This is a genomic window from Bacteroides sp. AF20-13LB (assembly GCF_003603065.1).
In the GTDB taxonomy this organism is placed as follows: domain Bacteria; phylum Bacteroidota; class Bacteroidia; order Bacteroidales; family Bacteroidaceae; genus Bacteroides; species Bacteroides uniformis.
Map to the genome: position 1 here is coordinate 41,580 of NZ_QTMH01000003.1, position 22,835 is coordinate 64,414.

The window sequence follows — 22,835 nt, forward strand, 5'->3', positions numbered from 1 at the left end:
TACCTTGATATTCCACAAAAATACTATTTATTGGTTCGAAATTTCTATTCTTTTTTTCTGAATCGGCTTATCTTTGCTTTCGTAGAAACCAATAAAAAGTTATAATACTATGAGAAGATTTTTCCTCATATCGTCATTCTTGACGTTGTTTGCAATCGGAAGCTCGGCGCAATGGAAGCCGGCAGGTGATAAAATCAAAACGGACTGGGCATCCCAGATCAATCCCGCGAATGTGTTGCCCGAATATCCTCGTCCCATCATGGAACGGAGTGACTGGAAGAACTTGAACGGACTGTGGAATTATGCCGTTATAAATAAAGGTGAGCATCTTCCGGCAGAGTTCGAAGGGCAGATACTTGTTCCTTTTGCCATCGAATCCTCCTTGTCCGGAGTTGGAAAAAGAATCAATGAAAACCAGGAACTGGTCTACCAGCGCAGTTTTGAAATTCCTTCTGCCTGGAAGGGAAAACAAGTGCTGTTGCACTTTGGCGCTGTCGACTGGAAAACGGATGTATGGGTGAATGATGTGAAAGTAGGCAGCCATACGGGGGGATTTACTCCGTTCTCTTTCGATATTACTGCCGCCCTTTCTGGCAAAGGCAATAATCAGTTGGTCGTAAAAGTTTGGGACCCAACGGATAAAGGACCTCAACCCCGTGGAAAGCAGGTCAGCAATCCGGAAGGTATCTGGTACACTCCCGTAAGCGGTATCTGGCAGACGGTATGGATGGAGCCGGTTGCCGGAAAACATATCAAGAACCTCCGTATCACTCCCGATATTGACCGTAATCTGTTGACAGTGAAGGCTGAATTGAATAGTGCATGTCCTTCCGACTTTGTGGAAGTGAATGTGTATGACGGCAATCAACTGGTAGCCACCGGCAAAAGTATCAATGCAGAGCCGGTGGAGGTGTCCATGCCCCGGAATGCCAAGTTGTGGAGTCCGGATTCCCCCTTCCTCTATACGCTGAAAGTGACTCTGAAAAGCGGAGGCAAAGTAGTGGATAAGGTGGACAGCTATGCTGCCATGCGTAAGTACTCCACCCGTCGTGACGCGGATGGCATCGTACGCCTGGAACTAAATAACGAGGCTTTGTTCCAGTTTGGACCGCTGGACCAGGGTTGGTGGCCCGACGGACTGTATACAGCTCCCACAGACGAGGCTTTGCTGTATGATGTACAGAAGACGAAAGATTTCGGTTTCAATATGATTCGCAAGCATATCAAGGTGGAACCGGCACGTTGGTACACACATTGTGACCGTTTGGGTATCATCGTATGGCAGGATATGCCGAGCGGTGACCGTAATCCGGAATGGCAGAACCGCCGCTATTTCGACGGAACAGAACTGAAACGCTCCGCCGAATCCGAAGCCTATTATCACAAGGAATGGAAGGAAATAATGGATTGTCTCTACTCTTATCCGTGTATCGGTACATGGGTACCGTTCAACGAAGCCTGGGGGCAGTTCAAGACGGTAGAGATAGCCGAATGGACGAAACAGTATGACCCGACCCGTCTGGTGAATCCGGCAAGTGGCGGTAACCATTATACTTGCGGTGACATGCTCGACCTCCACAACTATCCCCAACCGGAGATGTATCTGTATGATGCACAGCGTGCCACGGTTTTGGGTGAGTATGGCGGCATCGGCCTTGTCTTGAAAGACCATATCTGGGAACCGAACCGCAACTGGGGATATGTTCAGTTCAACTCTTCCAAAGAAGTGACTGATGAGTACGTGAAATATGCCGATATGCTGTATCAGATGATAAAAAGAGGTTTCTCGGCAGCCGTCTATACACAGACCACGGATGTGGAGGTGGAAGTGAACGGTCTGATGACTTACGACCGCAAGGTGATAAAGCTGGATGAGAAACGCGTGAAAGAGATAAATACACGTATCTGCAATTCACTTAAGAAATAGGGGCATTTACAATTTACCATTTACAAAGTACAATTTGGCTGCGCTGTCATCTGCATAGTTAAATTGTACTTTGTAAATGGTAAATTGTACATTAAAAATGTTGTTATGAAACGATTGATTATAAAGCTTTTCCTTAGTCTGTGCCTATGGGCGGTATTGCCGGTCTGTGCGCAGGATGCTGTTCATTACTATTTCAGAACGATGGATATCCGGAACGGTCTTTCGCAGAACACCGTGTATCAGATTTTGCAGGATAGGAAAGGCTTTATGTGGTTCGGAACCAAGGACGGTCTGAACCGTTATGACGGATTGTCTTTCCGTATTTACAAGAAAGAGAACTCCGGTTTAGGAAAGAACTTCATAACTGCGCTCTACGAGGACCGCCGGGGAAATATCTGGATTGGTACCGATGGGGGAGTCTTTATTTACGACCCGGTACTGGATTCCTTTACCGCTTTCGATGAGGCCAGTGATAACGGCAGTATCATCAGGGATTTCGTCACCATGATTGGAAGTGACGAGGACGATAATATCTGGATATCGGTAGAAAACCAGGGGTTGTTCTGCTATAAACCGGATGAAGGGAGGCTGCTGAACCATCTGCACGATTCGGGACTGCCCAATGTAACCCGCTTTTGGCTGAATGGGAATACGTGTTGGCTGGCCTTGTATGCGGATAATCTTTACTATACGAAAGCTGACTTTGAAACTCCTCTGCAGCCTTTCAAGGACGCGGAAGGAAATGAGATTTTCAAGAATGATATTATCAACTGGCAGGTCAGCGGACCCCATAACTGCGTGTATATCGCTTCGCTGAACGGGTTGACAGAGATAAATCAGACTACAGGCAAGACGCGGAAACTGCTGAACACCTATGTGAGGGCTTTGCAGTTCAAATCTGACAACGAGCTGTGGGTGGGCGCAGAGTCCGGCTTGTATATTTACAATCTGACGAATGACAAGATTACCCATTTAACCGTTCCCGACCAGGATGATTTGTATGCATTGTCGGACAATGCCATTTATTCGCTCTGTTGCGACAAGGAGAACGGCATGTGGATAGGTTCTTATTTCGGTGGAGTGAATTATTGTCCTTATCAGTGGACTTATTTCGAGAAATTCTATCCGAGAGACAATCTCAGGCATTTCGGCCGTCGTGTACGGGAAATCTGTGAAAGTAATGATGGCACCTTGTGGATAGGTACCGAAGACAAAGGCTTGTTCAATTACAATCCGGAAAACGGAAAGATAGAGCCTTTTGAGCATCCGGCCATTTATCAGAATGTCCACGGCCTTTGCCTGGACGGGGATGATTTGTGGGTGGGTACGTTCTCCGGTGGTCTGAACCGGGTGAATCTTCGGACCAGGCAGGTGAAACATTATGCCAAGGGTGAGAGTGAGAATTCCATGGTCGCCAATGACGCCTTTACCATTTGCAGGACCACTACGGGAGATGTGTGGATAGGCACCACGTCCGGTCTGTTGAAGTACAATCGCTCTACAGATGACTTTACCCGGATTCCTCAGCTGAAGAATATGTTTACTTATAACATTCTGGAGGACTTCAACGGAAATCTGTGGTTTGCTACTTTCTCCAATGGAGTGTTCTGCTACAATGTAAGAAGCCAGCAGTGGAGGAATTATCTGTCTAATGAGAATGATTCGACCTCTCTTCCCTACAATAAGGTAATCAGTATCTACGAAGACAGCAGGAAGCGTCTGTGGTTCATGACGCTGGGTGAGGGCTTTTGCCGCTACAATCCGGAAACGGACAATTTTACCCGTTATGACATGTCGAAAGGATTTCCGAGCAACACTATCTACAAGATGGTCGAGGATAAGCGGGGTAACTTATGGATTACTTCCAATTATGGTCTGGTCTGCTTCAATCCCGATACGGAGAGCAAACATGTCTATACCACGGCAAACGGGCTGCTGAGCAACCAATTTAATTTCCAGTCCGGTTACATTGACAAGAAGGGACGCATCTATTTGGGAAGTATCAACGGATTCATAGCCTTTGACCCGGAAACTTTTGTGGAGAACACTTTTCTCCCTCCCGTAGTGATTACAGATTTTTATCTGTTCAACAAACGGCTTTCGGTGGATAGTCCGGATTCTCCTTTGGAGAAGAGCATCACCTATGCGGATGAGATAGAGCTGGATGCCGACCAGAATTCTTTCTCTTTTCAGGTTGCAGCCCTGAGTTACCAGGCACCCGAAATGAATGGTCTTGAATGTAAGCTGGAAGGCTTTGACCGCGACTGGTATACGGTAGGGCGGAATTCCATCATCAACTATTCAAACCTTCCTTATGGAAGCTATACATTGCGTATAAAAGGTTCCAACAGCGATGGCAAGTGGAACGCGACGGAACGTGTGCTCGACATCCATATTCATCCTCCTTTCTATCTCTCCACTTGGGCGTATGCTGTTTATACGGTATTGGCGTTATGTTCACTGGCTGCTGTAATTATCTATTTCAGAAAACGGACCCGGCAGAAGCATCAGCAGGCTATGGACAAGTTTGAGCGGGAAAAGGAACGGGAGTTGTATACTGCGAAGATAGACTTCTTCACGAATGTGGCGCATGAGATACGTACACCGCTTACACTGATAAAGAGTCCGCTCGAGAATGTATTGGCTTCCCGTTCTGTTTCGGATGACATCAGGGATGATTTGGAGACCATGGAACTGAACACCAACCGACTGCTTGATTTGGTGAACCAGTTGCTGGACTTCCGGAAGACGGAGACGCAAGGCTTCCAATTGAATTTTGTGGAATGCGACGTGTCTGAGCTCTTGCAGAAGACGTATAAGCGTTTCAAGCCTTTGGCACGTGAAAGGGGGCTGGCATTGAGTATAGAGACTCCCGAAAGCTTGTATGCTTCGGTTGATAGGGAAGGGCTTACCAAGATTATCAGCAATCTGCTGACCAATGCGATAAAGTATTCGGAGACCTATATACGCATCAGGCTATATTCGGAAGGTGAAAGACTGCTGCTTTCTGTATGCAATGACGGCCTTGTCATTCCGGTAGAGATGCGCGAGGAGATTTTCAAGCCGTTCATCCAGTATAAAACCGGTACCTTGCGCTCTGTGCCCGGCACCGGTATCGGGCTTGCACTTGCCCGTTCATTGGCCGAACTCCATGAGGGTACGTTGTGCATGGAAGATTCGATGGAGAACAACTGTTTCCTGCTGTCACTTCCGCTGAAGCACGAGCAGACGGTGGCTATGGAGCATAAAGAACCGGTAACGGGCGGGGAATCCTCTGAGGAAAGTGGTGCAGGTACTGCCTTGGAACAGCACCGGTATACTCTTTTGGTGGTGGAAGACAGTCTGGAAATGCAGGCATTTGTTGTGAAACAGCTCTCTTCGGAATATCGTGTGCTGACTGCCGTGAATGGGGTGGAAGCTTTGAAGGTGTTGAAGGAACATACTGTAAATCTTGTCATTTCAGACATTATGATGCCCGAGATGGATGGATTGGAGCTGTGCGAGCATCTGAAGTCCGAGCTTGACTATAGCCATATACCGATTATCCTGCTTACGGCGAAGACGACTCTTCAAGCCAAAATAGAGGGAATGAAGCTGGGGGCTGACGTATATATAGAGAAACCTTTCTCCGTGGAATATCTGAAAGTTTGTGTGGCCAATCTGCTGAACAACCGTGAGAAGCTACGGGCTTCTTTTGTCAATTCTCCCTTTGTGCAGACGGGCAGTATGGCAATGACAAAGGCAGATGAATCTTTCCTTAAAACATTGAAGGAAGTGGTGGTTGCCAATATGCAGAATCCGGATTTCTGCCTGGATGATATGGCAAGCCTGCTGAACATGAGCCGGTCGAGCCTGAACCGGAAGATAAAGGGCATATTGGATATGACTCCCAATGACTACATCCGTCTGGAGCGGTTGAAGAAAGCGGCGCAGCTTTTAAAGGAAGGAGAGTGTAAAATCAATGAGGTTTGCTATATGACCGGCTTCAATACTCCTTCCTATTTTACCAAGTGCTTCCAAAAACAATTTGGTATTCTGCCCAAAGACTTCGTGAAATGATAGCATGGAATGCTTGCTAAATATAACAATCCAATCAAATGCCCCTGAGGTGTCTCTCAGGGGCATTTTTTGGATTTATAATTGCATAGATTGAAGCGATATTTGCATTAATTTTAGCTTTATGCGGATATATTTGCATCCGAAAGCCAACAATTTATAATACTATGACCCCTATGCCTATGACGTAACAAATCCTAATCAATGTTCTATGATTGGCAGAAGTGACTAATCACTTTCTGCGGTGTATTTAAAAAGCGGGCGTTAGTTTCCGCATAGTTTTAAAATCTAATTCTATAAAAAATGATCAAGAAAATCTTATTCTTATTCTTTGTTGTGTTTGCAGCTACCGCTTATTCACAAGATGTGACCATAACGGGAACGGTGACGGATGCAAATAGTGAGCCTTTGGTGGGCGTGAATGTATTGGTGAAGGGTACTACCACGGGTGCCATTACCGATATTGACGGTAATTTCTCAGTGAGTGGAAAAAAAGGAAGTACACTCGTTTTCTCTTATATCGGTATGCTTACGCAGGAAGTTGTCTATAAGGGAACTGCCTTGCGCGTGGTGATGAAAGATGATTCGAAAGCACTGGAAGAAGTGGTTGTCATCGGTTATCAGACCGTGAAGAAGTCCGACTTGACTGGAGCGGTTGCCGTTGTTGATACCAAGGAAATGAAGAAAAGCGCTGCAGGAACACTGGTCAGCCAGATGCAGGGTTTGGCAACCGGTATTAACGTACGCAGTAGCGGTAGGGCGGGCGAAGATGCCTCTATTGAAATTCGCGGTGTCGGTTCTTTGAGTAATAACTCTCCGTTGTGGGTAATTGATGGTATGATTACAGATCCGGGAGTTGACTTCAACCCTGCAGATGCAGAATCCATCCAGATTCTGAAGGACGCTTCTGCTGCTGCCATCTACGGTTCGCGTGCTGCCAATGGTGTGATTATCGTTACTACCAAGAAGGGTACGAAAGGTCCCATGAAGGTGAATGTAAGCGTAAAGGAAACATTGGAATGGAGCCCGAAATTTGATTTGATGAATGCGGCAGAATATATCAAGTATAATGATATTGCCTATAATGAAGCTATCAAAGATGGCATTGCTACTGTAAACAGCACTCAGAAACACTCACAGTATGATACCAACTGGCAGGATGAAGTGTTGAAGACCGCATTGGTGCAGGACTACAACGTATCACTCTCCGGTGGCGGTGACTCCGGTAGTTATTTTGTATCAGCCGGCTACTATAACAATGACGGCGTTTCTTATGGAAATACTTTCGACCGTTATAGCTTCCGTGTCAATACACAAGGTAAAAAGGGCTGGTTCTCTTTTGGTGAAAACTTGGCTTATTCACTCACAAACACAGACCCGAACCAGACCAATACCTACAATGACTTTTTGCGTATGATGCCTACTATTCCTATCTATGATGAGAATAATCCGGGTGGATATGGCTATGGTGATGCTGCCAAATACAATACTTTTGGTGTGAACCCGATTGCCCGTGAAGATTTGGAATACCGTCATTTCCGCCAGAATCGTCTGAATGGTTCTTTATGGTTGGAATTCAAGCCATTCGAATTCCTTTCCTATAAATTCAATGGTGGTATTGACCTTTACTTTTATGAGAATTCATGGTTCCGTGGAGAAGGTAACTGGACTCAGAATCAGGAACACCGTGATCCGGAAAGCCAGAAGGCGCGTGACAATACCTACAACATGTTGATTGAGCACACGTTGAACTTCAATAAGGATTTTGGCAAGCATCATGTGGATGCTGTAGTCGGTACTACTTACCAGCACCATGAATGGGAAGGCTTGTGGGCTTCCCGTCTGAACTTCCCGATGTTGGGTAACGGTGATTATCTGACTGTATTGAATGCCGGACAAAGCAACCAGCAGAATTCAAACAGTATCAGTGAGAATGCGATGATTTCTTATTTGGGACGTGCGAACTACATTTATGATGATAAATACTATCTGACTGCCACCTTCCGTCGTGACGGAACCTCCCGTCTGGCTAAGGAAAACCGTTGGGGTAATTTCCCGTCATTCTCCGGTGCCTGGAGAATTTCAAAAGAGGAATTCTTTGATGTGCCTTGGATTAATGATTTGAAGATTAGAGGTAACTGGGGCCGTCTTGGTAACTCTTCCATTGGCGATTGGGATTATATTGGAACTATCAATCAGAGTATTGTAACTGTATTCGGAGGTGCTATTGTTCCGGGTTCTACTCAGGTGAAACTTGTGAATGCAGGTCTTGTTTGGGAAACGAAAGAAACGGTGAATGTAGGTTTTGATGCCAGCTTCCTTAACCAGCGCTTGACTGTCAGCGCAGAGTATTACAACTCAAAGACCAGTGATGTATTGGCAGAGACTCCGATTGCCATTTCTACCGGTAACCAAGGAGGTTCTCCATGGAAAAATGCTGCCAGCTTGCGCAACAAGGGCTTCGAGTTTACACTTGGTTGGAAAGACCAGATTTCGGACTTTAAGTATAGCGCTTTGCTGAATGTGACTACTATGGATAACGAAGTATTGAGCTTGGGCCGTGATGGTACTAATAGGGATTATATTGATTCCGGTCAGGCAAGAACCAAACCGGGCAGATCTTTGGCTGAATTTTATTTGAGAAAGACAGACGGTATTTTCAAGACACAAGAACAGATTGATAATTATGTGACATCTACGGGTACCCCCATTATGATTGAGGGAAAGCGTCCTCAATTGGGAGATGTCAAGTATCTCGATTTGAATGATGATGGAGAGATTACTGATGCCGACCGTGGTTATTGTGGTAGCCCCTGGGCCAAGATGCAAATGTCATTGGTATTCAATGCAGAATGGAAGAACTTCGATTTCAGTATGATGTGGAATGGTCAGTTCGGCAATAAGATATACAACGTATCCCGCTGGCAAGGACGTCTGTTTGCAGACAACTCCAACTATATCCGTTTTAAAAAGGGTGAAGAACCTTACCAGGTAAATCCTAACTCCAATACCCCGCGTATCATTTACGGTGATTTCCGCAACTCCCGTGATGCCGACCGTTTCCTGGAGAATGGCTCTTACTTCCGTATGAAGAACATTTCCATTGGATATAACTTCAGACAAGATTGGTTGAAGAATTTGGGAGTCGAGAAGCTCCGTCTGTTTGCTACCGGCAGCAATTTGATTACCATCACCGGATATTCCGGCTTGGATCCTGACTTCAAGGGTGCGAATTCCGTTTGGAACAGTGGTACGGACAGCTTTGCATATCCCAATACCCGTTCGGTAATGTTTGGATTGGATTTGACCTTTTAACTTATAAATCAGCTTATAAATTATGAAAAAGATATATTATGGATTAATGCTTGCAGGTGCCTTGACGTTGTGCACCGGATGCAGTTCGAGTTTATTGGATATTGATAATCCCAATGAAGTGACCAATGATACTTATTGGAATAAGCCGGAAGATGCGACAGCCGGTGTGAATGCCTGCTACAGTTTTCTTTATAAGGAAGGTACTTGGATGCGTTGGCTCTCTTTCCGCTATGATTTGACTTCGGACGAAGGATGGAGTTCTTCTCCTTGGATTGAATTGGGCGACTGGACACGTTTCCTTTACAACAACTATAATTTTTATGAAGGCAACAACATACATTGGGAGCATTTCTATGTAGGTATTTTCCGTTGTAATCAGGTGTTGGCTCATGTTCCTTCTATTGAAATGGACGAGACGACGAAAAACCAGGTACTGGCACAAGCTTCTTTCTTGCGTGCATTGTGGTATTTTCAGGTAAATCTGTTGTGGGATAAAGGAACTATGCCGTTGGAGCCTAAAGATGCTTCCTATATACCGGAAGATGCTTCCGAGCAGGAAATATGGGACCAGGTAGAGAAAGATTTGACTTTTGCCATGCAGTATTTGCCGGAATCTTGGGATGCTGCCAATCTGGGACGTGCTACCAAAGGTGCTGCCAAGGCATTGTTGGGCAAGGCTTATATGCAACAACATAAGTATGACAAGGCAAAGGAACAGTTGCAATGGCTGATTGATAAAGAGGGCTCTTTGTACGGTCTTATTGCCAACCGTGAGGATAACTTCACCGACTTGGACGAGAACAACAAGGAAGGCATCTTTGAAATTCAGTTCGATGACCAGAACAAGGGTGGCACGGGTAATGACGCCAGTATGGCATTCGGTTTCCAGCGTACTCAGTTCTATGCTCCGAGTGGTATAGGTTGGGGAGACGGTAAGGCACGCCGCTGGCTGGTAGACGAGTTCTTGAAAGAGAAGCGTGTGGACGGAAAGAACGACTTGCGTTTGTACGGTAGCATTTTGTACCGTGGATTCTCACAAGACTTCCCCGACCAGCCGAAAAGTTACTATAGATTTGAAAATGCCGATTGGAATGACGGTTGGGGAACTGACCCGGAAGACTGCTATATCCGTAAATACAATACTTCGTACTATCGTAGTGCAGAAGATTATTTTGCCCGTAACAACTATCGTATCATGCGTTACGCAGATATACTGATGAACTATGCAGAGTGTCTTGTTGAAACGGGAACCAATCCTGCCGATGCTGCTGTTTATGTGGACAAGGTAAGAGAACGTGCCGGTCTGGCCAAGTTGGAAGACAGTCAGTGGAAAGACTGCTTGAGCTCTAAAGATGCCTTTATCAAGCGTCTGCAGATGGAACGTACATTGGAACTCTGTTTCGAAGGTTGGCGTTGGGCTGACTTGAAGCGTTGGGGATTACTTGATTCCCAGGCTGGAATTGATGAACTGAAAGCTCGTGACAAGGACTTTGACAACTTTATTGTCGGCAAGCACAGACGTCTGCCTATTCCAAGAGATGAGGTGGAAAACAGCACAGTAGGTGGTGTTGCACATCTTACTCAGAATCCTAACTATTAATAACTAAAGAAGGCTATGCCTGGAAGCCTGTTCTCATTTAGGATGCTTCCGGCATAGCCTTTTCTTTCTTAAATCTTATACCATATGCTTGTCTGTAAAAAACTACTATTACCATTCGCTTTTGCTTGCTGCGGCAGCTTGTTTGCGCAGAACATCCAGAATCCGGTACTTCCGGGAGTGGCGGATGCCGGCGTAATGAAATATAATGGCAAATATTATATTGGAGGGGTCCGTACAAACGGGGATTTCTATGTATCCGATGACCTGGTTCATTGGGGGAAACCTATCCATGTCGTATCCATGGACAATGACTGGACCAGAGGCAGCGGAGCCGGAGATGACCAGATTCATGCCAATGACATGTTCTATCTGAATGGAGATTTTCATTTGTACTGGTCAGTCAATTATTGGGGGAAGGACAAGCATGCCGTTCACATTGTACATGCGCAGAGCAAAGATGCCCTGGGCGCTTACACAGAGCCGAACAAGAAGACATGGATGGATAACCGTATCGACCCCAAAATATTCAGAGATGATGATGGACAACTATACATGTATATGGTACGTTTTACTGATGGAAATACCATATGGGGACGTAAAATGAAGAACCCGGCAGAATTTGCCGGTGAACCGGTGTGCCAGTTCGCCTCATTGCCGGATACATGGGAAACGATGGATAACAGAGTAGCGGAGGGACCGTGGGTCATGAAGTATAGAGGCCGCTACTATATGATGTATAATGCCAACCACACCTCTACAGAGTGGGGCAATTATCAGTTGGGAGTTGCTGAGGCAGACTCTCCTTTAGGTTTTCAAAATGGTAATAAATATAGCTATCCGGTTGTAGGCTGCAATCAGACACAACTGGAGGAGAAGCAAGTGGATTTATTGCGGTATGGCCGCACATATGAGCCGTTGTTTGCTTATACGGAGGACAAGCCGGAGGGCGACTGGACAAAGGCGACCTACGATGACTCCGGCTGGGCGAGGGGGGAGACCGGCTTTTCGTCCCGTGAAGTGAAAGGTTCCACCACCCGGCATCTGGGCACCTTGTGGAATACGCCCTCCTTATGGTTGCGAAAGACTTTCTCTGCCGGTAGCGAAACCGGCAACCTGGCATTGCGTGTCGCTCACGACGGAGATACCCGGATTTATCTGAACGGAACACTTGTCTACGAGAAGCAGGGGCGTGATTATTGTATCGTGAACCTGGACAAGAAGCTGCGTGCTACTTTGAAGGAAGGCACGAATCTGCTTGCCGTAGAAACAAACAAGGGACGTTCGCAATTCTTCGACGTTTCTCTGTTCGATATGAAAGACGGTATTGCCGATGATATTCTGATGACTCCCGGTCAGCCCAATATTTTGAGAGGCCCCAACGGATTTGAATGGTGGCTGATTTATATGGCAAACAAGAACGATGAGCATCGGGGGCAATATATCAACCGTGTCCAGTTCTTCGACAAGACGTTGTTTGTGGATGGTATCACCGGCCCTCGCACGGCAGGTTATCATCCCGAACCTTCGATGCCTACCTTTGCGGGTAAAGGCGAGACAGCTTCGTTCGGTGTGTTGCAACAAGTACAGCCGTCCGTGGCTTACTTGTTCGAGACGGGAGTCAAGACCGAGGGTGGAGCCGGCATCGTTGCCTGGTGGAAGGATGCGGATAACTGTGCCTATGTCGGTCTGGATGCCGAGAACCGGAGCTGGTACCTGCGTACACTTGTCGGCGGTAAGGAAAATAAGGAATCCTATGCCCTGCCTGAAGATTTCCGTTGGGGTGTGTACCATCATCTGCGCATTGAGCGTAACGGTGGCTGTCTGAAGATTTGGCTGGATGAGATTCCCGCACCGGGGAGACATGTCTTTGCAGAGGCTCTTCCGGTAGAAGAAGCGGGTGTTCCCGGAGTATTTGACGAGACAAAGTCTGCCTTGTTCGAAGGGGCTACCTATACCATCGGCTTCGATGATGTGCATTTCCAGCTTTCGGGGAATGAGGAGTTGTTGAAGGGCGATTTCTTGAACGATTATGAATTCAGCTTCCAGTTGTCCGGCTTGTCCGGACAAGACAAGGCAGGAAGCTATCCGGTTTATGTGGATAAGGATAACTATGTGAAGGCTCAGTTCGATGGCATCACCCGTATGCTTGAGGTGACAGCCGTGAAGAAAGGGAAAACTGCCTGGAAGAAGGAATTCCCGTTGGGATGCCTGCAAACGCTCTATCCGGATGTGAAGTATACCGACTTCATTGAGAAAGGTTATCGTTTTGCCGCACCTGCATGGTTGGATACACTTTACCTGAATCGTCACGAAGCAGGCAATAAATCCGAATTTGTGGATGACATGTTCGGCAAGTTCGACATAGAATACCTGAATGGCGGCGAATGGCATCCGATAGAAAACAAAGATAGGGGGATAGCAGAACATCCTGCATATAATTATTGTACCTTTACTCCGGTAAAGGCAGAAGGCATCCGCTTCATCAACAAGGAGGCGGAGGATTTGGAACGCCATATCTATAAGATAGGTGTACATGAATTGTGGAAGGAATCCTATAATTTTCGTGCCGTGCGTCGTGCAGACAAGCTGTATCTGTTTGTCGACGGCAGGGAGCTGGGAGCTTTGGATATACGCTACCCTGCATCCCGCATCGGATTCTGTTCGGAGGGCGGCTCTCCGGTTTATAGCGGTACGTTGTATTATCATGTAGGGCAGAGGCGCGATTAGACGCGATCGTGGGATGTGCCGTTCCGTATATATGTAATGAAAGATGTATATAGAAGCCGGTGTTTGTATTTCCTTGTGAATCAGTGTGATGGACTGGGGTGATTCAGTATACGACTGAATGTATTTCAGTATACGATTGAATAGGATTCAGTATACGACTGAATAGGGTTCAATATACGGGTGTAACGGAACATCTTCTTGAAAGTAAATATTTATCATCATAACAATTGTTTAAGAAAGAATCATGAAAAAGAATTTTATATGTATGTATCTGTTTCTGTTGGCCACGCTGGCTTCCTGCCAGTCCTGCTCTTCAGACTATAAGGATGTGGACGATATTGTTGTCGAAGGAGTTGAAACGCCGGTGCTTTTGGGCGACCCGTTCATCATGTTGCACGATGGCACTTACTATGCCTATGGCACCCATGCGGATGACGGCATCGAAGTCTATACCTCCGATGATTTGAAGACTTGGAAGTATAAGGGCATGGCGCTCCAGAAGAAGGATGTCTGGGCCGATCGCTGGTTCTGGGCACCGGAGGTCTACGAAGTGAACGGGAAGTTCTATATGTATTACTCGGCAGACGAGCATATCTGTGTGGCAACAGCAGACTCACCTGCAGGACCATTTACCCAAAGTAAGAAGGAACCGATGATTGCCGATGAGAAATGCATTGACAACTCTCTGTTCATTGATGATGACGGCACGCCTTATCTCTTCTTCGACCGTTTCAACGACGGGCTCAACATCTGGGTGGCCGAATTGGAGAAAGACCTCATGACTATCAAGAAGGAGACCATGCACCCTTGCATCCACGTCTCTCAGGCATGGGAGGAAGTGTGGCCCCGCGTGAATGAAGGTCCGTTTGTCATCAAGCACAACGGACTCTACTATATGACCTATTCCGCCAACAGCTATGAGAGTCCTTTCTACGGCATAGGTTGCGCCACAGCTACCGATTTGATGGGTACCTGGACCAAATACGAGGAGAATCCCTTGCTGCAGAAACCCGGAGAACTGGTTGGGGTGGGGCACAGTGCCACCTTCACCGACAAGGCGGGCAAGCTTCGTATCGTTTTCCATGCCCATAAGGACAAGAGTAGCATCCATCCGCGCGCCATGTACATCAGTGACGTTTCTTTCGAGAAAGTGGACGGTGTGGACCGCATGAGAATCAGCAAGGACTATATGACACCCAAAATAGTAAAATAAGAGATGGATATGAAGAAGAATTATATATTGCTGCTGTTGCTTTGTCTTTGCTTTGCAGGCTGCAAGGAGAAGACGGTTGTAGAATCAGACTATCTGCCGATTGCCGACCCTTACGTAATGCTTTACGACGGCAAGTATTATGCTTACGGCACCGGAGGTACGGTGGAGGGGGAGGGCTTTGCCTGCTTCTCTTCCGATGACCTGAAAAGCTGGACGCGTGAAGGCCAGGCATTGTCGGCTACCGACTCCTACGGCACGTGGGGATTCTGGGCACCGGAAGTCTACTACATCGGGTCGAAGAAGAAGTTCTATCTGTTCTATTCCACCGAAGAGCATATCTGCGTGGCAACGGCAGATGTTCCCCAAGGCCCGTTCCGTCAGGAAGTGAAGCAGCCGATATGGGATGAGAAGAGTATCGATACCTCTCTATTCATTGATGATGACGGTACGCCTTACCTTTATTTCGTGCGTTTTACAGATGGCAACGTTATTTGGGTGGCAGAGATGAACGATGATTTGACCGGCATTAAGCAGGAAACACTGACAGAGTGCATTAAGGTGGGAGAGCCTTGGGAACTTTCGCAGGACAAGCCTGCTAAGGTGGCCGAAGGTCCTTCAATTTTGAAGAAAGAGGGTGTCTACTACCTGGTTTATTCAGCCAATCACTTTGAAAGCAAGAACTACGGAGTGGGTTACGCGACTTCGAACAGCCCGATGGGACCGTGGAAGAAATACGAGGGAAATCCGATTCTGCAACATGCCGACGGCTTGATGGGTACCGGTCATGGAGCACCCTTCTGCTGTAAGGACGGTAGCTGGAAATACATTTTCCATGCACATTGGGATTCCACGAAAGTACAGCCGCGCACTTCGTATATCAAGGATTTTGCCATTTCCGACCAGGGAACGGTTTCTATCGGTGGCTCTCTTATCCGTCCGCAGGTATTGGGCAGTACATCACCCGAAAAGTAAAATGAAAGAATGAAAAGAATACATTGTATGAAGAAGTTTCTTGTATTATCAGTGTTATGCAGTCTGATAGCCTGTTCCTCGTCATCGGCTACAAAAGAGGATAAACCGGAAGAACAACAGCCGAAGAATGTCTATCGCAATCCGGTGATAGATTATAGTTTGCCAGACCCTTCTGTCATTGAGGGAGATGATGGATACTACTATTTGTATGCCACCGAGGACATACGCAATCTGCCGATTCACCGTTCCAAGAACCTGGTGGATTGGGAGTATGTAGGTACTGCCTTTACGGACCGTACGCGGCCTGATTTTGAGCCGAACGGCGGTTTGTGGGCGCCGGACATCAACAAGATAGGTGATAAATACGTGCTCTATTATTCTATGTCTGTTTGGGGAGGCGAGTTAACTTGCGGCATCGGTTGTGCTACTGCCGATAAGCCTGAGGGACCTTTTACGGACCACGGAAAGATGTTCCGCAGCAATGAAATCAATGTACAGAACTCCATCGACCCTTTCTATATAGAGGATGGAGGGAAGAAATATCTTTTCTGGGGCAGTTTTCGAGGAATCTATGCGATTGAACTGTCTGATGACGGACTCTCTCTGAAGGACGGCGCCACACCGCAGCAAGTGGCAGGAACCGCTTACGAAGGTACCTATATTCACAAGAAGGACGGGCATTACTACTTCTTCGCTTCCATAGGAAGTTGTTGTGAGGGATTGAAGAGTACTTACACTACTGTTGTAGGCCGTTCAGATAATCTTTTCGGCCCCTATGTCGACAAGAATGGCGGTAGCATGATGGATAACAAGCACGAAGTGCTGATTCAGAAAAGCAATTCCTTTGTGGGTACCGGTCATAATTCGGAGATTGTGACGGACAATGCCGGCAATGACTGGTTCTTCTATCATGCGGTGAGCACAAAGAAGCCTGAAGGCCGTGTATTGATGTTGGATAAGATTAGCTGGGAAGACGGATGGCCGACGGTAGAAGGCTCCGTTGCATCCACGGAAGCGGAGAAACCGAAATTCTGACAAGTATGAAGAAATCTATTTTAGTCTCCTTGTTGGCCCTATTGATGATGGGCTGTCAAGTATCGGGTGGCGGTTCCTTGAAAGTGGAGGAAACCACTGTTGAAATGCGGAAGAATCCCGAAGGAGTAGCTGTATCGGCTCCCCGTTTCTCATGGCAACTGGTAACCGACAAGCAGGATGTGATGCAGACTGCTTATCAGATTGAAGTGGCGGACTCGGAAAAGGGCTTGCAGGCCGGCTCCGGGCTGGTATGGAACAGCGGTCGTGTGGAGTCTGGCCAATCGGTGCTAGTGAAGTACGCAGGGGCGTCTTTGGAGTCGGGACAGAAATATTGGTGGCGTGTCACTGTATGGACAAATACCGGTGACAAGGCGCAAAGTAGTATCCAATATTGGTCGATGGCTTTGCTGGACAGTTCGGACTGGAAAGCCGGCTGGATTGGACTGAACGACAGTACAAACTTGAAATTGGACGGTGAGCGGACCATCCTTCCGGCACGTTATCTGCGGAAGGAGTTTGATTTGCCGTCACAGCCGAAGCGTGCGGTCCTTTATGTATCGGGAGTAGGTTCTTCCGTATGCTATATGAATGGCGAGAGGATTGGAAACGATGTATTCGGTCCTTTGCCTACCTGGTACGATGCTTCTGTATCTTATCTGACCTATGATGTCACCCCCTTGTTGAAGTCCGGTACCAATACGATAGGCGTGGCTCTGGGCAACGGCCGGTATCTTTCCATGCGTGCCAATGGGATGGTAGGCTTTGGCTTACCCCGTCTCATGGCGCAGTTGAATATAGAGTACGACAATGGTAAGACGGTGTCGGTAGCCAGCGATGACTCCTGGAAAGTGACGAACTGCGGTCCTATAACCGCAAACAACGGGTTTGACGGTGAGTGGTATGATGCCCGCTTGGAATTGGGTAAATGGACGGAAAGCGGCTATAATGATTCCGGATGGCAGTTGGCCGAACGGATGGAGGCTCCCAAAGGAAAACTTGTGGCACAGCTCTCTCCGAGTCTGAAGGTGATGGAGGAGATAAAGCCAATATCCGTTAAATCGGTAGGTGATGGAAGATATATCGTGGATATGGGGCAGAATATGGTAGGAATACAGCAGGTGAAACTGCGTGGCAAGAAGGACAAGCCCATTACTATGCGTTTTGCCGAAGTGCTGAAGGACAATGGTACGGAACTGTATCTTGACAACCTGCGCAGTGCCCTTGTCACGGATATTTATACTCCTGCCGCTGACGGTGAGTTTGTTTGGGAACCGTTGTTTGTTTACCATGGTTTCCGTTTTATGGAAATATCCGGTTTGGACTATGAACCGGCAGCGGATGATTTCACCGGTAAGGTGGTGTATGATGAAATGGCAACGAACGGTACGTTCGAGACTTCCGAGGAGTTGATTAACAGACTTCACAAGAATGCCTATTGGGGAATCCGTGGAAACTATCGCGGTATGCCTACCGACTGCCCCCAGCGTGATGAACGTCTTGGATGGCTGGGCGACCGCACTACCGGTGCCTATGGTGAAAGTTTCATTTTCGGCAATGCCTTGATGTATAAGAAGTGGCTGGTGGATATAGAAGAGTCCATGAATGAAAATGGAAGTATCTCTGTGGTATCTCCCCGTTACTGGACCATCTTCCATGATGACGTGACTTGGCCGGCTGCCTATTTTTACGTAGCCGACATGCTTTACCGCCAGTTTGGCGATGATAGCTCCATCAAAGAGCGCTATCCGTCCATGAAGCGCTGGGTAAACCACATGACGGAGACCAAAATGAAGGACTATATTCTGGTGAAGGATGAATACGGGGATTGGTGTATGCCTCCCGAGTCGCCTGAACTGATTCATTCGGAAGACCCAGCCCGGAAGACGAACGGCGAAGTGCTGAGTACAACGGTGTTTTACAGCATTCTGCAACTCATGGAGAAGTTCGCGCAAATGAACGGACTTCCGGCAGATGCCGAAGAGTATGCAACACTTGCCATTAAGGTCAAGGACGCTTATAACAAGAAGTTCTTCAACCCCGAGACTGCACAGTATGACAACAATACGGTGACGGCAAACCTGCTTTCCCTTAGACTGGGCCTGGTTCCCGACGGATATGAAGATAAAGTATTTGCCAATGTCGTGGAGAAGACGGAAAAAGACTGTAAGGGACATGTCAGTGCCGGTGTGCTTGGCATCCAGCATCTGATGCGCGGGCTTACCGAGTATGGCGGACTGGAACTTGCCTATAAGATAGTGACCAATGACACTTATCCCTCATGGGGTTACATGATTAAGAAGGGTGCAACCACCATTTGGGAATTATGGAACGGTGACACGGCAAATCCGGCGATGAATTCAAGAAACCATGTGATGCTTTTGGGAGACCTGCTGATATGGTTCTATGAGGACCTTGCCGGTATAAAGAATGCTCCTGCTTCCGTCGGGTTCAAGCAGATTCTGATGGAACCGGTATTCCCGGAAAAACTGAATTATGTGAATGCTTCGCATGTATCGCCTTATGGCAGAATAGGAAGTTCCTGGAAACGTGATGGCAATAAGCTGAAGTGGAACGTTGAGATTCCTGCCAATACAACCGCTACGGTCAAGATGCCGCTTGACTTCCATGTACAGGTAGCTGCCGGTCAGGCGGGGATTCATTCCGTGGAGGAGGCTGACGGTAAGCTAGTAGTCGAATTGGGCTCCGGCAGGTATGTATTCATGTCTGAATGATATTTTTCTAACAACAATAAAACAGATGTAACTATGAGACTAAAAAGATTGTTTTTGGGGGTAATGCTTTTGGCAGGCATTACGGGTGCAGGAGCGGCAAATGTTGCTCCGGAAGACATCTCTGCCTCTATTTCCTTGAAAGTACCGGGGAATGATGCCAAGCAATATCCGCTGGCCTTGCAGAAGATGCAGGATGGTATGTACAGCTGCCGGGCTTCGGAAACGTTGCCGTTGGACATCATCCGCCAGGTGGTGGACAAGGATGGCAAACAGCGCATTACCGTCACACTCAAGGCGCTGGAAAATGTGTATTTCAACTACGGGGAACAGATAAAGACCGGTTACAAGCATTCAGACTGCCAGTTCTACATGCCGGGCTTCTGGTATCGCCGCAACCTGCGTTCGCCGAAGGAAGCTCCTTCTTTCCACACATCGGACAGTTGGCTGGTGCGTGAGGACCGTTTGAGCACTCCGCTGACGGCAGCTTTCAATCCGGCAAGTGGTACGTCCATGTCGGTTATCCGTATTGACAAGTTCGACAAGGAAGCTTTGACCACTCATAAGGAGGGAGAGGTAATCTTGTCCGGTGAGACTTCCATCGGATATACCGGTTTCTGCAATGTGGATGGTATGACTGTCTTGGCATACGGTTTCCCCTATAAGGAAGCACCGAAGACATATATCCGCAAATTGACGCTGGCTCCTGCCGTTGAGGCTTTCCAGTTGCTTCGTAAGGGTGACAGCATCTCCATGACTTGGGAGGTGTCCGAAAGGAATGCTGCCGATTTTTCGGAATGCGTACAGCGCACCTGGGAGTATTGTTATGACACTAACCGTCCGAAACCGGTTGACACACCTTACACGGTAGACCGCATGAAGGAGGTGATGAGCAACTTCTTCGTGGAAAGCTATGTTGGCAATACCCCCACTCATTATTACTCCGGTGTAGAGTTGGAGACTGCTACTTGTGCCAATACCGATGTTGCCGAAGTGGGCTTTGTGGGACGTACGTTGCTGAACGCTTTCAATGCTTTGGAGTATGGCAAACAGCAGAACCGCCAAGACCTGGTGGACAATGCCAACCATATCTTTGACACTTATCTCCAGAACGGTTTTTCGCCTGCCGGTTTCTTCAACGAAGTGGTACACTACAACCGCGGCTTTAAGGAAACCAGACATAGCATCCGCCGTCAGTCCGAGGGAGTGTATGCCATCTTGAACTATCTGAACTACGAGAAACAGCAGAAGCGTAAACACCCCGAATGGGAGAAACGCATCAAGGGCATGCTGGACAGCTTCCTCAAGTTGCAGAACGAGGACGGCAGCTTCCCGCGCAAGTTCAAGGATGATTTCTCTATCGTGGATGCCAGCGGTGGTAGCACGCCTTCGGCAACATTGCCTTTGGTGATGGCGTCCAAGTATTTCAAGGACAAACGTTATCTGGCAAGCGCCAAGCGTACGGTAGACTATCTGGAGAAGGAACTGATATCCAAAGCCGATTATTTCTCTTCTACGCTGGATGCTAACTGCGAGGACAAGGAAGCCTCCTTGTATGCTGCTACGGCTGCTTATTACCTGGCTTTGGTTACCAAAGGAGAAGAGCGTGCACACTATGCCGGTCTGGCAAAGAAAGCCGCTTATTTTGCCTTGTCATGGTATTATACTTGGGATGTTCCTTTTGCCGAAGGTCAGATGCTGGGAGATATCGGCTTGAAAACCCGTGGTTGGGGAAATGTGTCGGTAGAGAATAACCATATCGATGTATTTATCTTCGAATTTGCCGATGTGCTGCATTGGCTCTCCAAAGAGTACAACGAGCCGCGCTTCTCTGACTTTGCCGAGGTGATATCCACTTCCATGCGCCAGTTACTGCCGTATGAAGGACACATGTGTGGCATTGCCAAAGTAGGCTATTACCCGGAAGTGGTGCAGCATACCAATTGGGATTACGGACGTAACGGAAAGGGATATTACAACAATATCTTCGCTCCGGGCTGGACGGTTGCTTCTTTGTGGGAGTTGTTCACTCCGGGACGTGCGGAGCAGTTCTTGTTGAAAAAATGATAGTCTAAACAGTAACCAATATTGTATTTATGAATAAGATGATGACTTTGTTGGCAAGCGTGATGCTATTGGCATCGGCTTGCACGGGCAAACAGGCGAGTGAAAAGACTGCTTCTGGACTGGAACCTGCGAACTTCCGTACGGAAGTGGATGGCAAGCAGACAGACTTGTTTGTTTTGGAGAATAAGAATGGTATGGAAGTTTGTATTACGAATTTCGGTGGACGTATTGTATCAGTGATGGTGCCGGACAAGGATGGCGTTATGCGTGATGTGGTGCTGGGCTTCGATTCCATTCAGGACTACATCAAGTTCCCTTCGGATTTCGGCGCTACCATCGGACGTTATGCCAACCGTATCAACCAGGGTAAGATTACAGTGGATGGGGTAGAGTATCAGCTGCCGCGCAACAATTACGGTCATTGCCTGCATGGAGGTCCCAAGGGATACCAATATCAAGTGTTCGATGCCCGTCAGTTGAGTGACCGGGTTCTGGAACTGACTTATCTGTCGAAAGACGGAGAGGAGGGCTTCCCGGGTAACCTAACCTGCAAGGTCACTTTCTCGCTGACAGATGACGATGCCATCGACATTCGTTACAGTGCCGAAACAGACCGTACCACTGTTGTCAATATGACGAACCATTCTTACTTCAATCTGGATGGCGATCCCTCCAAGTCCAATTCGGATTATCTGCTTACCATCGATGCAGATGCCTATACTCCCGTGGACAGTACCTTCATGACTACCGGTGAGATAGCTTCCGTAGAAGGTACGGATATGGATTTCCGCACTCCTACAGCCATTGGCGCCCGCATTGACAATGACTTTGAGCAATTGAAGAACGGCAAGGGCTATGACCATAACTGGGTACTCAATACGAAGGGTGACATCACCCGCCCGTGTGCCACCCTCGAATCTCCCTCAACGGGTATTGTGCTTGATGTCTATACCAACGAACCGGGCATTCAGATTTATGCCGGTAACTTCCTGGATGGCACACTGACCGGAAAGAAAGGTATCGTGTACGGTCATCGTGCGTCCGTCTGTTTGGAGACGCAGAAATATCCCGATACGCCCAACAAGCCGGAATGGCCTTCGGCGTTGCTGAAGCCGGGAGAAAAGTATGACAGTCATTGCATCTATCGCTTTTCGGTGAAGAAATAAATATAAGGCAGGCGTAGCCTGCCTTATA

11 protein-coding genes are annotated in these 22,835 nt (G+C 47.5%); all 11 read left to right on the forward strand.

The window, feature by feature from the left end:
- Positions 1–109 precede the first annotated feature (109 nt).
- The gene (locus tag DWX62_RS03840) at positions 110–1,927 is read left to right on the forward strand and encodes a sugar-binding domain-containing protein (RefSeq protein WP_005826156.1); all 1,818 of its coding nucleotides are present in this window, start codon (positions 110–112) and stop codon (positions 1,925–1,927) included.
- A 105-nt stretch (positions 1,928–2,032) separates the two neighbouring features.
- Complete coding sequence (locus tag DWX62_RS03845) at positions 2,033–5,986, forward strand: hybrid sensor histidine kinase/response regulator transcription factor (protein WP_120172595.1); 3,954 nt, start codon at positions 2,033–2,035, stop codon at positions 5,984–5,986.
- A 300-nt stretch (positions 5,987–6,286) separates the two neighbouring features.
- A complete protein-coding gene (locus DWX62_RS03850) occupies positions 6,287–9,298 on the forward strand; it encodes a TonB-dependent receptor (RefSeq protein ID WP_005826152.1) in 3,012 nt (1,003 codons plus the stop codon).
- A gap of 22 nt (positions 9,299–9,320) precedes the next feature.
- Positions 9,321–10,898: a RagB/SusD family nutrient uptake outer membrane protein gene (locus tag DWX62_RS03855; protein ID WP_005826150.1), complete on the forward strand. Its 1,578-nt coding sequence runs from the start codon at positions 9,321–9,323 to the stop codon at positions 10,896–10,898.
- 84 nt (positions 10,899–10,982) lie between these two features.
- Positions 10,983–13,625 (forward strand): family 43 glycosylhydrolase, encoded by a 2,643-nt coding sequence (locus DWX62_RS03860; RefSeq protein ID WP_120172596.1) that lies wholly within the window; start codon positions 10,983–10,985, stop codon positions 13,623–13,625.
- Positions 13,626–13,869: 244 nt separating this feature from the next.
- Entirely contained in the window at positions 13,870–14,838 is a 969-nt protein-coding gene (locus tag DWX62_RS03865) for a glycoside hydrolase family 43 protein (RefSeq protein WP_005826146.1), read from the forward strand.
- Positions 14,839–14,841: 3 nt separating this feature from the next.
- Positions 14,842–15,810 carry a glycoside hydrolase family 43 protein gene (locus tag DWX62_RS03870; protein ID WP_120172597.1) on the forward strand — a complete coding sequence of 323 codons (969 nt, stop codon included), beginning with the start codon at positions 14,842–14,844 and terminating at the stop codon, positions 15,808–15,810.
- A gap of 27 nt (positions 15,811–15,837) precedes the next feature.
- Positions 15,838–16,845 (forward strand): family 43 glycosylhydrolase, encoded by a 1,008-nt coding sequence (locus DWX62_RS03875; protein ID WP_005826142.1) that lies wholly within the window; start codon positions 15,838–15,840, stop codon positions 16,843–16,845.
- Positions 16,846–16,850: 5 nt separating this feature from the next.
- Positions 16,851–19,577, forward strand: coding sequence for an alpha-L-rhamnosidase (locus tag DWX62_RS03880; RefSeq protein WP_120172598.1), 2,727 nt, complete (start codon positions 16,851–16,853; stop codon positions 19,575–19,577).
- A gap of 33 nt (positions 19,578–19,610) precedes the next feature.
- Positions 19,611–21,641 (forward strand): hypothetical protein, encoded by a 2,031-nt coding sequence (locus DWX62_RS03885; protein ID WP_120172599.1) that lies wholly within the window; start codon positions 19,611–19,613, stop codon positions 21,639–21,641.
- Positions 21,642–21,670: 29 nt separating this feature from the next.
- Positions 21,671–22,807, forward strand: coding sequence for an aldose epimerase family protein (locus tag DWX62_RS03890; RefSeq protein ID WP_120129603.1), 1,137 nt, complete (start codon positions 21,671–21,673; stop codon positions 22,805–22,807).
- Positions 22,808–22,835 lie beyond the last annotated feature (28 nt).